Origin of the sequence: Streptomyces sp. NBC_00299 (assembly GCF_036173045.1) — a bacterium.
Classification (GTDB): domain Bacteria; phylum Actinomycetota; class Actinomycetes; order Streptomycetales; family Streptomycetaceae; genus Streptomyces; species Streptomyces machairae.
The window spans coordinates 9196778-9209877 of record NZ_CP108039.1 but is presented as its reverse complement, the minus strand read 5'-3'; the positions used below and the strand labels follow the sequence as shown (position 1 = coordinate 9209877).

The window sequence follows — 13100 nt, the reverse complement described above, 5'->3', positions numbered from 1 at the left end:
TGGTCAGGGAGCGTCCCGATGCCGAAGTACCTCATCCAGGCGACCTACACGCCCGAGGGCACCAAGGGGCTGCTCAAGGAGGGCGCGAGCGGTCGTCGCGCCGCTGTCGAACAGGTCGTCAGCGGACTCGGCGGCACCGTCGAAGCCATGTACTTCGCCTTCGGTGAGCACGACTTCGTGTGCATCATCGACTTCCCCGATCCCGTCTCCATGGCCGCCGCCAGCCTCGCCGTGAAGGCCAGTGGCGCCCTCCACACCCAGGCCACTCCCCTGCTGACCCTCGAAGAGATCGACGAGGCGGCCCGGCGGCAGGTCGCCTTCAGGGCTCCCGGCAAGTAGGCCGCGGAACGGGTGAAGGTTTACCTGTGTACTCTCCCGCGCTTCGGGTAGGCCCCAACACTGATGGAGCCCAGGCCTGAGTCGACCGAGAGAGAAGTCTTCATGGGCCGCGAGCCGGATCCCGAAAGCGCCCCCGACCTCGTCGGCCGGCAACTCGTCGACGCCGTGGAGAACCTGGTGTCGCTCTGGTTCTCGGCGGTCGAGGAGACCAGTCCGCGGCTTCCGCCGCGCCACATACGTGCCTTGCGGGCCGTTCGCCGTCGACCGGCGCTCAACGTCACCGCCCTGGCCGAGCATCTGCGGGTCGGGCTGCCCACCGCCAGTCGGCTCTGCGACCGGCTCGAGAACGCCGGGCTGCTCCGGAGATGCGTGGATCCAGGCGACCGGCGTGAGGTGCACCTGGAGGTGACGGCGCAGGGGCGGACGTTCCTGGCGGACGTCACCGACCGGCTGTCGCTGCGGCTGTCCACCGCCCTCGACAGGGTTCCACCCGCACAGCGCGCGCCGCTCGAACAGGCGCTGCGTGTCTTCGACGAGGGCGCGTTCCCCGGCGCCCCCAAAACGGCACCGGAACCCGGCGCTGACGCCGGGCCCGAACACTGAACACGCCGCTCAGGCCTCCGCCGCCCGTTGCCGCTGCGCCTCGCCGTGCACGTGGCACAGCAACAGGCATACGTCGTCGTCGTGTTCGGAGTCGTGCAGCAGCGGGTGCAGAAGCCGGTCGGCCGATGCGTCCAGTTCGTCTTCGAGTTCCGCGGGGCCGAAGTCGCCCAGTACCTCGGTGAGTCGCTGGATGCCGGGGTCGATCCCGTGGGCGCGGCGTTCCACGAGCCCGTCGGTGTACAGCGCCAGCGTCGATCCGGGCGGGAGTGGCACGGTGTGGTCGCGGATCTCCTGTTTCAGCGGGATGCCGAGCATCGCACCGGGCTTGGCGTCGAGCGTGTGCACCTGACCGTCGGGGGTCCGCAGTACGGGTGGCGGATGGCCGGCTGCGGCCCAGGTGAGGGTGGGGTCGTCCGGGTGGAAACGCGCGATGACCGCGGTGGCGTACAGGTCCAGGCGCAGGCGGTGCAGGAAGAGGTGCAGTCGCGTCAGCAGTTGGCCGGGGCTGCTGCCGTCGACGGCGTAGGCGCGCAGGGCGGTGCGCAACTGGCTCATCATCACCGCGGCGTGCAGCCCGTGGCCGGTGACGTCGCCTATGACGGTGATGAGGCTGCCGTCGGGCTGGCGGAAGGCGTCGTACCAGTCACCGCCGATGTTGAGGCCCCGGGTGGCCGGGAGGTAACGCGCAGCCAGGGTCAGACCCTCCGTGGTGGGCAGGTCGGTCAGCAGGGCGCGTTGCAGGGTCTCGGCGATGTCGCGGTTGTGCTCGAAGCGCCTGGCGTTCTCCAGGGCGATGCTGGCCCTGCGGGTCAGCTCGATGAGCATGACGGCGTCGTCCGCGTCCCACCGCTCGTCGGGGGGCGACAGGGTGAGCACGCCCTGCGAGGTCCGGCGGGTGAGCAGGGGGATGCACAGGAGGGGCCGGCCGGGGTCGAGGGCTGAGGGCGGCTGGTCGTCGACGCCGGGCAGGCCGCCGGGGTGGTCGGCGGCGTACTGCGGGCGCCCGCGGCGGGCGGCGCGGACGGCGGCGGCCGGATGGGGGCCGCTGCGCAGCGCTTCGTCGACCCCGTCGAACAGCCAGACGTCGACGGTGCGCGCGTATCTCGGCACCAGCAGGGCGGGCAGGAGCCGCACGATGGCCTCGGGGTTGAGGGAGGCCGTCAGTGCGGCGCTGGCATCCGCCAGGAAGGTCAGTCGGCCGCGGGCGTTCTCCGCCTCCTTGCGGGCCTTCTGCTCGGCGTCGAACAGCTCGCGCTGCGCCCGGCCCGCGGCGTCCAGGTCGGCGTGCAGGGCCAGTACGCCCTGGTTGGTCTGGTGGAGTTCCTCGCGGTGGACGGCGACCAGCGCCTCCTGCTCGTCGAGCCGCTCCAGCAGCAGGGCCGCGTCCTCGTCGGCGCCGAACAGGGCCTCGGCGAGCGTCGCCGGATCGTCGGCCGCGTGCTCGCCGCCGGAGACGTCCGCGTCCTCGGCGCAGGGGACGGACGCGCGCCACGGGCGCTGCCGGTCCTCTGGGCGGCGCATCGCCGGGGCCACCTCGACGTTGAAGGCGCCCCCGCCGGTTGACAGGGTCGCTGCCACGCCGACCCGCCAGTCACCGCCCTTGGTGAGGCACTGCTTCAGCTGTGCGGTGAGCGCGGAGACCAGGCGGGTGCGCTCGACGGGGGGCACTCCGCACGCGGCGGCCAGCCGCGCCGTGGCGATGCGGGCCTGCGCGGCGTCGGTGATGCTGCTGACGTACCAGGTACGGGTCATGACGAGCGGTCCGGAGGGCAGGGGCTCAGCACGACGACGGCGGTGTCGTCGCGTACCGGCCGGGCGGCGCTGCTGGCGTCCCGCACGATCGACGCGGCGATCACGGCGGGGTCGAGGGACGTAGGGGCGTAGACGGCCGGGCCGGGACTCCAGCGGCTCGGCAGGCCGTCGCTGTGCAGGACCAGGAGGCAGTCGTCCGTCCAGGTCTCCTGGTGCGCGGGGAGGTGTGCGGGGAAGTGGGCGCCGACGATGCCGGGGTGCGAGACCAGCCCGTGCCAGCTGTCGCGGCGGTGCAGCCGGGCGCCCACGTTGCCCACTCCGGCGAAGTACAGCCGTCCGGCGGTGACGTCGAGCTGCGCGACGGCCGCGGCCGCGCCCCTGGTGTCGCGCAGGGCACCGTGCATCCGCCGCAGCAGCTCGGCCGGCGGCAGGTGGGGCGCGGTGCGCACCGCCTCCACCGCGGCGGTGGACGCACGGGCCGCCAAAGGGCCGTGGCCGAGGCCGTCGGCCAGCATCAACGTCACGTGGTCCGACGTCCGGACGCACGCCCAGGCGTCGCCGGAGAACTCCGCGGCCGCGAGGGGGATGTTGACTCCCCCGGCCCGCACCGGAAGCGGGCCGGCGGGGTCCCGGTTCGGGCGGGGACCGATCCTGGCCATGACGATCGTTCCCCGGCCGGGTGTGCTGTGCAGACCGAAGTCGTCGGCCGTGCGCCGACAGGTGCCGAGACCGGCACCGAGGGAGGCGGCGGTCGAGTAGCCGTCGCGCAACGCCGCGTCGCTGTCGCGCATGCCCGGCCCGTGGTCGACGGCCATGATCTGCACCATGGAGATCCTCTCGTCGCCGTAGGCCGGAACGGACGGACCCACGAGGTCGAGCAGTATCTGCCCGCCACCGGCGTGCTTCAGCAGATTGGTGGCGAGTTCGGTGGCCACGAGCTCGGCGGCGACGACCCTGTCCTCGGCGAGCCCGGCACATCGGGCCGCAGCCCCGGCCGCCACGCGCACGCCGCGTACGCGGGTCGAGTCGTGCACCGGCACCTCCCAGACGCGCGGCATCAGGGCGCCTCACGCGGACGGGGCGGCCCGGCGATCCAGGACGTCACCGTCACGGTGGTGCCGTTGCCACGGCTGCTGTCGATGGCGAACTCGTGGACCAGGCGCCGGGATCCGCCCAGCCCCATCCCGAGCCCACCACCGGACGTGTAGCCGTCGCTGAGGGCCTGGTCCAGGTCGGCGATGCCGGGGCCCTCGTCGCTGAAGACGAGACGCAGCCCCTGTATCCCGCCGCTGGTCACCTCCACACACTCCATCTGTCCCCCACCGCCGTGCACGAGGGCGTTGCGCGCCAGCTCACTGGCCGCCGTGACGAGTTTGGTCTGCTCGACCAGGCCGAACCCGAGTTGGGCGGTCATCTGCCGCACATGCTGCCGCACCCGCACCAGATCGAGGTCCGAGTGGATCGGCAGGCAGGCGGAGACACTGCCGGTGCTGTGGGTCACGGGCGCTCCTGGCGTGCGAGCCGGCCGCGGGGCAGGGCCGACACCTCGGCGCCGAGCAGGTGCATGGCCTCCTCGGTGTTGAGGGCGGTGCGCAGCCCCGGCAACGTCAGGCCGAGTTCCACCAGGGTGATGGCCACCGCCGGGCGCATCCCGGCCACCACGGTCTGAGCCGCCAGCAGCCTGGTCATGGCCGCGACGTCACTGAGCACGCGGCCCATGAAGGAGTCGACGATCTCGACCCCGGACAGGTCGATGACCACACCTCTGATCGCGCTGTCGGAGACCGTCTCGCCGATGTCCTGCCGGAGCTGCTCCGCCGTGCTGTCGTACAGGTCTCCCTGGAGGGTGACCAGAAGGACCCCGCCGAGCCTCAGTACGGGCACATGGCCTTCGTACGGGAAGGTGGCCACGCCCGTCACCGCAGCTCCGCGGTCGCTGTGGGGTTCGCCACGATGTGCGCGCCCTGCTGCTGAAGGGCGTAGGCCAGGGCGTCGGCGAGGCTGGCGCGGGTGAGCACATCGCTCAGGTCGATGCCGAGGTGGACGATGGTCTGCGCGATCGCCGGCCGGATCCCGGAGACTATGCACTCCGCTCCCATGAGACGCGCCGCCGCCACGGTCTTCATCAGGTGCTGCGCCACCAGGGAGTCCACGGTGGGCACTCCGGTGATGTCCAGGATCGCGATGCGGGCGTGCTGCTCCACGACGGCGTCCAGGAGCGTCTCCATCACCACCTGGCTGCGGGCGCTGTCGAGCGTGCCGATCAGCGGTACGGCGACGATGCCTTCCCACAACTTGATCACCGGGGTGGCGATTTCGAGCAGTTCGAGCCGCTGTCGGTTGATGAGTTCCTGGCCCGCGACCGTCGTCGTCTCCTGCATCACCAGGCGCAGCGTGCCCATCAGGACGGTCAGGGCCGTCGTGCACTCCCGGACGTGCTCGGCGGGTGCGTCGGAGAGTTCGTCGAGCAGGAGGTCGGTGACGGGTTGCCGCAGGGCGTCCATCTCGGCCGAGATCTGCCCGAGGGTGGCGCCGGCCCGCGCCCGGGAGTGCGCCGTGCGCGCCAACTGCTCACGGACGACGTTGAATCCGTCCGCCTCCGAGTCCTCCACACGCCCCGACGCGGCCACCGCGGCGAGCGCCTCCACCACGGCCCGGCCGGCTTCCACCGCCTCGTCCCGGGAGACGGTGAACACGGTGCGGAAAAGCGCCGCGTCGGCCCAGCGCTGTGCGATCTGCTCCCGGCGCTGCCGCAGGAAGTCCCCGACCTCCTCAGCCGGATCGGTCTGATCTTTTGCCGCTTGCTGCTCCGGCACGTACTTCCCTCCTCATATGGTGTGCGCCGCCCCGATCTCACAGGGAGCGCCGGACTGTACGGTCACGATGCCTGCCGGGGCCCGAACCAGTCCAGGCAGACCACGAGCGCATCGTCGTCGGGCACGGGTGTGCCCCGGTGACCGGCCAGTTCTCTCAGAACGGCGCGGGGGACCTCGGCCGCGGGCAGCAGGCTGGTGGACACGATGGCCCGGGCGAGAGCGCGCTCCCCGTACTGCTCACCACCACCGGGTGCGGCGACGGCGTACACCCCGTCGCTGGCGAGGATGAGCCGATCCCCGGGCTCCATTTCGACGACCTGTTGGGCGACATAGTCCGTCTCCTCGAACATGCCGAGGGGCAACTGCGCATCGAACTCGACGGCGGTGACGGTACGGCCGCGCAGGCGCAGCATCTGCGGGGAGCCGGCGTCGACGACCTGGAGCCTGCCGGTGTGCAGGTCGAGGTCGAGCAGGAGCACGGACAGGTGGGCGTCTCCGCGGTACTGGGCGTAGACGGCCTGGTCGGCGAGTGCGGCCTGGTCGGCGATGGACAGGCCCGCACGGCGTGCGTTGCGCAGGGCGTTGATGCCCAGGTTGGTCAGGAGGGAGGCCTCGATGCCCTCGCCCATGCCGTTGGTGACGTAGATCATCAGCCGGTCGGCGTCGGCGGACCAGTCGAAGTTGTCGCCGAAGATCGCGTAGGCGGGTTCCAGTTGGGCGCCGACCGCGTACTCGGGGCGGGTGCAGGAGCGGCCCGGCAGGAGTTGCCACTGCATCTCCGCCGCCAGGGTGAGGCGGTCGGTGCGGCGCGCCCGGACGTACAGATCGGTGTCCCTGTCGGCGACGATCACTTCGTGCCCCAGCACCTTCGCCACCTCGGCCAGTTCGTCCAGGCACTCCTCGGCCTGGTCCGCCGAGGGCATCGTAACGGCCAGGACGCCCAGTCGGTCACCCCGTACGGTCACCGGCAGGTGCAGGCGCACCCGGCCGTCGTTCAGCTTCTCGACGAAGGGTTCCTGGGACCCGAAGGCCCGTCCGGCGGGCGTGCCGTACGCGGGCACGGACTCGGGCGGGCTCGGAGCCGTGTGGACGGCCTGGAGCGTGGCGAGGCCGTAGTCGGCCAGGTAGAGCTGGACGGTCTTCGCCGCGTAGTCGTTGCACAGTACTTCGCGGACCGCGTCCACCAGTTGGTGCGGGGCCGCGGAGCGAAGTGCCCGCTCGGCTGCCACGAATCTGTTCACGATGTTGGATACGCCATTCTTGTCACAGTGACGGCGCTGGACCCGCGCTGCCGCGGACGCCGCCCGTCGGTCCTTCTTGTCCGTATCTAGTGTTCTGCACGTATTGTCCGAACCGGTGGGCTGACAGTGCCCTTGAAGCCTGAAAGAGTGGCAGCGTGACTTCCTCCTACTCGCAACCGCGGCCGGACGAGGTGGCGCGTGTGACCTCCGAGGCCGCCGAGTTGCTGGAGGTCTTGTGGGGCCGGGCCTCGACGGCGCCGGTGTCCGCCTCCCAGATCCGCGTGCTGTTCATCCTGGAGCACAGCGACGGCATCAACCTGCGCATGCTCGCCGAGGCCCTCGGCTCCACGCCGCCGTCGACCAGCCGGCTGTGCGACCGCCTGCAGGCGGTCGGCTTCGTCGAGCGGGCACCCAGCGCCTCCAGCCGCCGCGAGCTGCGGCTGCATCTGAGCCGCCGCGGACGGACCTTTCTGACCGAGCTGCGCGCGCGACGCGAAGCCGCGCTGCAGTCGGTACTGGAGCAGATGCCCGCCACCAAGCGGACCGCCCTGCTGGAGGGCCTGGAGGCGTTCTGCGCCGCGGCGTCCGCGGAGATCCACGAAGGCGACGAGGCCTCCGACGTCAGGAGCGCCTGAGACTTCAGGAGTGCCTGAGACATCAGGAGTGCCTGAATCCCGCCGACGCCCCGGCGCGGCGCCAGGACAGGGCTGGATACGCGCCGCCTCCCGGCGACGCGGGCCGTCGTCGTTGCTGACCGGCACGTTCCACACCCCTCCCGCGCTTGACTCGCTCACTCTGTTGCCTCATGACCATAGTTGTCAAACGGCAACTGTTGGGCATGCGGGTGCGGCTCGCGATTGATGAACTGCCTCTTCGGGCAGCGGTCTTCAGTCCGAAGCGATCATCACTCCACAGTGGTGGCCGGAGGCTCTGACCCCGGCCCCGCGTCCGCGGTGGCGAGTGCCTCCTCGACACTCCCCACGATCGGGACGGTGATGCTGACACCGGTGAGATCCATGATCCGCCGGACGGCGGGCGTCGGGGAGATCACATACACACCCCCCGGAATCTCCCGTACCTCCTGATAGGCCCGCAGGACGATGTTCATGCCGGACGAGTCCATGAAGGGGACGCCGGCGATGTCCAGGATGAAGTTCCGTCGGCCATGGTGCAGCTGGTTCGCGAGATGATGCTGCAACTCAGTCGCTGTATCCATGTCCAGGTCGCCCTCGACCGTGAGCAGCACGGCATCCTCGCGGGGCACTTCCACCTTGATCGACAAGGGATTCTGGGCAACGGACACAAGTACCTCCACAGGCGTTGGCGATCGTGACGGGTGCCCCGACGGACGGATTCAATGCATCGAGGAGCGAAGAATTCCCCGCAACCGGGCCGATCGCGCCTCTCGCGGGCCCGTCGCAGGCGGTTTCGGGCATGACGCTCCTGTGCTGCACGCGTGTTGACCGTCCGTCGATGCGTTCGGCCGCCTACCCCCGAATCTCCCCGGCACACGGGGCACGTGCGAGCGAGCGGTACGCCGTCACGCTTGCGGCGACTCCTTCTGACTGCTTTTGCGTGCAAGGGCCGGGCGGACGGTTTGGCGGGCGGTCGACGGGTCACGCGATTAGAGAGACATCACACGATGTGGAGGAGGGAAAGGAACTCGGGCCTCCTCGCCTCTGTCAGGGAGCGTAAGGATGAGTGAGCAGTACCGGACCGGTGTCACCAAGACCTCAACGGGCGCGGGCCGTGTGCGCCGGGGGCCGCGGAGTCCGGCGGAGGCGCGCGGCGCTGTGCGGCAGGTCCTGTCCGAACAGTCGCTCGCACGCGGTGCCGCCTGCGAGCCGGACACCCTCTCTGACGCGCTGCTGGTGGCGTCGGAGCTGACGACCAACGCGATGCTGCACGGCGGTGGTGTCACCGGCTTCGACGTCGAGGTCGTCGGCGAGGACCTGTATCTGTCCGTCAGCGACCACGAGCGCCGCCGGCCGGTCGCCCTCGACCCGATCGACCGCCAGGGCCGCCACCGCTGCGGAGGTCGCGGCTGGCCCATCGTCTGCAGGCTGTCCCGCACGGTGCTGGTCTCCGACCTCCCGACGGGCGGCAAGCGCGTCACCGCGGTGCTGCGGCTACCGACGGAGTGCCCGGAGTGGGCCGACAGGGCCTGACGGGGGCGGGTCGGGGCGGGTCGGCTTGCCGGCCCGATCGGACGGGGCGCGGATGATGGGCCGGGGCGGAGAGGCTGCCGCTGCCGACGGAACTGGCCGGGGCCGACGAGGACTGGGCTGAGCTGGGGGCGGACGGGACGGGCCGGCCAGACCGGTGGGTCAGCGCTTTGAGGCCGGTGGTCCGAGGGGACTGGCCGGTTGGACGGCGCGGAGGCTCCGAGGGGCAAAATGGGACGAGCCGGTGATCGGCAGTGGCCATGGGGCCCGGTGCCAGCATTCGAGGCCGGGGGCCAGCGGGCGGAAAGGCCGGCGGACCAACGGGACGGGACGGGGGCCATAGGCGCCGGAGTCGTGGGGCCGGCGGGTCAACGGGAGAGGCCGGTGACCGGCACAGAGGGGCCGGTGGGTCAGGCGGCCGGGACCGGGTCATCAGGGCCCGACGCCGGCGGGTCGGCTACCGAACGGATCGGACGGGGCGCGGATGTTGAGCCGCCCCAAAGTGGCTGACCTAGCGACACGACTGGCCGGACGCCGACGCGGATAGGTCGGTGGGCCGACGGGACAGTCCTGGGGCGAGCGCAGAAGACCGGTGGGCCAGCGTGCAAACACCGGGCACCCCAGCCGACAGGCCGACACTGCTGGTGCCACTCAGGCGAACCGGCCGACGCCCAGGTGGGCGTCGGCCGGCGAGGTCGACTAGGGGTCCTTCGGGTCAGGCGACCCCGGGCTCCAACAAGCCCGCGCGCAGTTGCTTGATGATGCGGCTGATGAGGCGCGAGACATGCATCTGGGAGACGCCGATCTGTTCGGCGATCTGCGCCTGGGTGAGCTCCTCGACGAAGCGCAGATGGATGATCCGGCGTTCCCGCTCGTCCAGCCCCGCGATCAGGGGTGCCAACGAGTGGAAGTCCTCGACGAGTTCCAGCGAGGGATCCTCCTCGCCGAGGAGGTCGGCCAGAACGGACTCGCCGTTTTCGGAGTCGGACGTGACGGCCGCGTCGAGGGAGGCTGACTGGTAGCAGTTGGAGGCCTTGCGGGCCTCGATCACCTCTTCCTCGGAGAGGGACATCAGCTCCGAGAGTTCGCGGGTGGTCGGCACGCGGCCCAGCCGGGAACTCAGTTCCTCGGTCGCCTTCGCCAACTCCGCGCGCGCCTCCTGCAACCGGCGCGGCACATGAACGGCCCAGCTCGTGTCACGGAAGAACCGCTTGATCTCGCCGACGATGTACGGGACCGCGAACGTCGTGAACTCGACCTCCCGCGCGACCTCGAAGCGGTCGATGGCCTTGATCAGCCCGATGGTCCCGACCTGGACCACGTCCTCCAACGAGTCCCCACGCGTGCGGAACCGGGAAGCCGCGTACCGCACCAGCGAGAGGTTCATCTCGATCAGCGTGTTACGTACGTATTGGTGTTCGTGCGTGCCCTCTTCCAGCATGACCAGTCGGTCGAAGAACTGACGCGACAACCCACGTGCGTCCTGAGGGCTCACCCTTGTCGGCTCCTCGACCCGCGGCAGCGCCGCCCCCTGCGTCGTGACCGTCTCCTGTGCCGTGGCCGTTGCCTGCGCCACCGTCACGGCTGCCATGCTGCCCTCCCGATCGCCGGAACCTGCTGTCGTTTCCCCGCGTGCCCGAGATCGAGCAACTCACTCCTCCTGTGTCGTACGGATCGCGGCACGGAGGCGAGTTCTGGCGTGAAGTCGCCCTTGAGACCGGTCGATCCGGCCACCTCCTCATCGGACGGCTCTTCTACGTCCGCTCGTTTGCGTGGTGAGTTGCGGGGCATGCGGATTTTCGTGCTTCGGACAAGAGGCGCCACGGTGCGACAGGCGTGACCGCTCCAGGGCCTTCGAGCCCTCTGCACCGTTTCCCACGGAGATTCCCTGAGAACGTCGTTCGGGAGCTGTTCCTCATGCTGGTTGAAACGTCCGCACATGGTTCCGACAACTCTGCCCGTCCCCGCGTGGCCGGCGGACGCGTCCACGACGACGCCCCCGACACCGCGGCCGCCTTCACCCGGCTGGCCGCTCTGCCCGAAGGGCCCGAGCGCGACGCCGTACGCGACGAACTGGCCCGGGCGTGGCTGCCCATGGCCCACCGCATCGCCGGCCGCTTCCGCAACCGCGGTGAGTCGCTGGACGATCTGCGCCAGGTCGCGGCCCTCGGACTGGTGAAGGCGATAGACCGGTTCGAGCCGGGACGAGGTGCCTTCGAGAGCTACGCAGTGCCCACCATCACGGGCGAGATCAAGCGGCACTTCCGCGACCGGATGTGGGCCCTGAGGGTTCCCCGCCGCGTCCAGGAGCTGCGCAACAAGGTACGGATCGCACGCCGCGACCTCATCACGGCCTCGGGCGGCTCCACCCCCTCGGTCGCCGAGATCGCCGCCCGTGCGGGGCTGACCGAGGAGGAGGTCAACGCGGGACTGGAGGCGTTGGACAGCTTCAGCACCCTGTCCCTCGACGCCGAGATGTCCTCGAGCGACGACGGCTTCAGCCTCGCCGACACCATCGGCAGCGATGAGGAGGCGTACGACGTCGTCATAGACCGGGAGGCGGCGAAGGAGGGGCTGCGGCGGCTGCCCGAGCGGGAGCGCGCCATCCTGTACATGCGGTTCTTCGAGGACATGACGCAGAGCCGTATCGCCGAGCAGCTGGGGATCTCCCAGATGCATGTCTCCCGTCTCATCAGCCGGTGCTGCGCGCAGGTGCGGGAAGAGGCGCTCGACCGGGGGAACCAGCCGTAACCCACGGCGGCCACGACCGGACCGCTTGCCGGCGTGCGACGCACGGCCGGCCCCGGTTCCCGGTGCCTTCCATCCCCCCAAATCACTTCATCCAGGAGCGGATACCCATGCTGATGCCCCATCCGGCGATGCTGCGCAGACTCGTCGAGGAGTACGAGGCGCTCGTGGCCCACGACGGCGAGGTCGAGGCCGGCACCGGTCGGCGTGACCTGCGCACCCAGGACCTGGCCTACACGCTGTGCGTGTCGACCGGCACCCGCGAGGTGGGACAGGCCCTCAAGGTCGCCCGTCGCCTGCTCGCCGCCGCACACGACCCCGTCGCGGTACAGGTGAAGCGACGCGTGCCCACGGCGGGCCCGGCAGTCGACGAGCCTTCGGCGGCGCAGGGGCCGGCGGTGGTCGGCTGAGATGCCCAAGTGGGACACCACCCGGAGCGGCAGAGGAGAGGGAAGCGATGTGAGCATCGACAGAATCTGGTCGTACCGTCCCGGGAGCGGTCACCAGGAGGGACGGACGCTCGCGGGGTTCAAGGTCGAGGCGGCCGACGGCGTCGTCGGCCATGTGGACCGCCAGGCCGACGACACTCCCCTGCGCCACCTGATCGTCGACACGGGCGTATGGGTTTTCGGCAGGAGTCTGCTGATCCCCGCGGGGGTGATCACCGGCATCGACATGACGGCCCGGCTGGTCACTGTGGGGTGTACCCGTGAGGAGGCCAAGGCGGCTCCCCGTTTCAGGACGGACCGCGAGACGCTCGATCCCGAGTACCTGTCCGCCGTCGGTGCGTACTACGCCACTTTGCCCCATGATTCGGGAGAGCCCGGGTAGCAGAGCGCCAGGAACACGGTCGGACGACGAGGAGCGGAGACAACGACGTGCGAGGAATGGTGAAGTGACGGTAGCCGCAGTCTTCTTGGTGCGCGCCTGTGATGCTCAGGGAGTGACGAGCATTCCGCGGGCAGCGTACGAGCAGCCGTGAAGCCGATGGAACGCCGTCCGGCCGGGGACGTCGGGACCGTGCCTGCCAGGCCGGTCCCGATCACCAGCGCGGCGGCGGCGCGGAGCTATGTACGGTCGGTCGTGGCGGAGGGATGGCGTGCGCCGTCCGACCCGGCGAGTGAGCGGGCCGTCACGGATCTCCTGCTGGTGGTGTCCGAACTGGTCGCCAACGCGATCCGGCATGGCGGCGGCCTCGCGGGGTTCGAGGTGGACCTGCTGCCCGATGCCGTGAGTCTGAGCGTGCACGACTACAGCGACACCGTGCCCTCCGCGGCCTACGGGCCCGGCACGCTGCCGCTCGTGCACGAGGGCAGCGGGTACGGGTGGCCGCTGATCATCCGCCTGACCCGCGAGATCCACATCGAGCGCCGCCGCGAGGGCGGCAAGACGGTCAGTGTGCTTGTGCCCCTGGCGTGAGGGGCTGAGCCCGTGAG

Annotated in this window: 16 protein-coding genes; 8 read left to right on the top strand and 8 right to left on the bottom strand. The window is 70.6% G+C overall.

Annotated elements, in window-relative coordinates; all coding sequences use genetic code 11:
• The first annotated feature begins 18 nt into the window (after window positions 1-18).
• Together OHT51_RS40870 and OHT51_RS40865 are read left to right on the top strand one after the other, a co-directional pair.
• Entirely contained in the window at window positions 19-339 is a 321-nt protein-coding gene (locus OHT51_RS40870) for a GYD domain-containing protein (protein ID WP_328883964.1), read from the top strand.
• A gap of 102 nt (window positions 340-441) precedes the next feature.
• Window positions 442-942 (top strand): MarR family winged helix-turn-helix transcriptional regulator, encoded by a 501-nt coding sequence (locus OHT51_RS40865; protein WP_328883963.1) that lies wholly within the window; start codon window positions 442-444, stop codon window positions 940-942.
• A 9-nt stretch (window positions 943-951) separates the two neighbouring features.
• Here the strand turns inward: OHT51_RS40865 and OHT51_RS40860 are convergent, their stop codons facing one another.
• From OHT51_RS40860 to OHT51_RS40835, 6 genes are all read right to left on the bottom strand, one after another.
• The gene (locus tag OHT51_RS40860; RefSeq protein WP_328883962.1) at window positions 952-2694 is read right to left on the bottom strand and encodes a PP2C family protein-serine/threonine phosphatase; all 1743 of its coding nucleotides are present in this window, start codon (window positions 2692-2694) and stop codon (window positions 952-954) included.
• Entirely contained in the window at window positions 2691-3752 is a 1062-nt protein-coding gene (locus OHT51_RS40855) for an ATP-binding SpoIIE family protein phosphatase (protein ID WP_328883961.1), read from the bottom strand. Before OHT51_RS40855 ends, OHT51_RS40860 begins: the two co-directional genes overlap by 4 nt.
• Complete coding sequence (locus OHT51_RS40850) at window positions 3752-4195, bottom strand: anti-sigma regulatory factor (RefSeq protein ID WP_328883960.1); 444 nt, start codon at window positions 4193-4195, stop codon at window positions 3752-3754. Before OHT51_RS40850 ends, OHT51_RS40855 begins: the two co-directional genes overlap by 1 nt.
• The gene (locus OHT51_RS40845; protein WP_328883959.1) at window positions 4192-4614 is read right to left on the bottom strand and encodes an STAS domain-containing protein; all 423 of its coding nucleotides are present in this window, start codon (window positions 4612-4614) and stop codon (window positions 4192-4194) included. The genes OHT51_RS40850 and OHT51_RS40845 overlap by 4 nt, the downstream gene beginning before the upstream one ends.
• Window positions 4611-5510, bottom strand: a complete 900-nt coding sequence (locus OHT51_RS40840; RefSeq protein ID WP_328883958.1) for an STAS domain-containing protein — start codon at window positions 5508-5510, stop codon at window positions 4611-4613. The genes OHT51_RS40845 and OHT51_RS40840 overlap by 4 nt, the downstream gene beginning before the upstream one ends.
• A 62-nt stretch (window positions 5511-5572) precedes the next feature.
• Window positions 5573-6751, bottom strand: a complete 1179-nt coding sequence (locus tag OHT51_RS40835; protein ID WP_328883957.1) for a PP2C family protein-serine/threonine phosphatase — start codon at window positions 6749-6751, stop codon at window positions 5573-5575.
• A 155-nt stretch (window positions 6752-6906) separates the two neighbouring features.
• On the opposite strand from OHT51_RS40835, the gene OHT51_RS40830 reads away from it, so the two are divergent.
• Window positions 6907-7386 carry a MarR family winged helix-turn-helix transcriptional regulator gene (locus OHT51_RS40830; RefSeq protein ID WP_328883956.1) on the top strand — a complete coding sequence of 160 codons (480 nt, stop codon included), beginning with the start codon at window positions 6907-6909 and terminating at the stop codon, window positions 7384-7386.
• A gap of 269 nt (window positions 7387-7655) precedes the next feature.
• Here the strand turns inward: OHT51_RS40830 and OHT51_RS40825 are convergent, their stop codons facing one another.
• Complete coding sequence (locus OHT51_RS40825) at window positions 7656-8054, bottom strand: STAS domain-containing protein (RefSeq protein ID WP_328883955.1); 399 nt, start codon at window positions 8052-8054, stop codon at window positions 7656-7658.
• Between the two features lie 394 nt (window positions 8055-8448).
• Between OHT51_RS40825 and OHT51_RS40820 the strand changes: the two genes are divergently transcribed.
• Window positions 8449-8919, top strand: coding sequence for an ATP-binding protein (locus OHT51_RS40820; protein ID WP_328883954.1), 471 nt, complete (start codon window positions 8449-8451; stop codon window positions 8917-8919).
• 712 nt (window positions 8920-9631) lie between these two features.
• Here the strand turns inward: OHT51_RS40820 and OHT51_RS40815 are convergent.
• Window positions 9632-10507 (bottom strand): RNA polymerase sigma factor SigF, encoded by an 876-nt coding sequence (locus tag OHT51_RS40815; RefSeq protein ID WP_328883953.1) that lies wholly within the window; start codon window positions 10505-10507, stop codon window positions 9632-9634.
• Between the two features lie 326 nt (window positions 10508-10833).
• Between OHT51_RS40815 and OHT51_RS40810 the strand changes: the two genes are divergently transcribed.
• From OHT51_RS40810 to OHT51_RS40795, 4 genes are all read left to right on the top strand, one after another.
• Window positions 10834-11667: a SigB/SigF/SigG family RNA polymerase sigma factor gene (locus OHT51_RS40810; protein ID WP_328883952.1), complete on the top strand. Its 834-nt coding sequence runs from the start codon at window positions 10834-10836 to the stop codon at window positions 11665-11667.
• Window positions 11668-11774: 107 nt separating this feature from the next.
• Complete coding sequence (locus tag OHT51_RS40805; protein ID WP_328883951.1) at window positions 11775-12074, top strand: DUF5133 domain-containing protein; 300 nt, start codon at window positions 11775-11777, stop codon at window positions 12072-12074.
• A 49-nt stretch (window positions 12075-12123) separates the two neighbouring features.
• Window positions 12124-12495, top strand: coding sequence for a PRC-barrel domain containing protein (locus tag OHT51_RS40800; RefSeq protein ID WP_328883950.1), 372 nt, complete (start codon window positions 12124-12126; stop codon window positions 12493-12495).
• Between the two features lie 156 nt (window positions 12496-12651).
• Entirely contained in the window at window positions 12652-13083 is a 432-nt protein-coding gene (locus tag OHT51_RS40795) for an ATP-binding protein (RefSeq protein WP_328883949.1), read from the top strand.
• Window positions 13084-13100 lie beyond the last annotated feature (17 nt).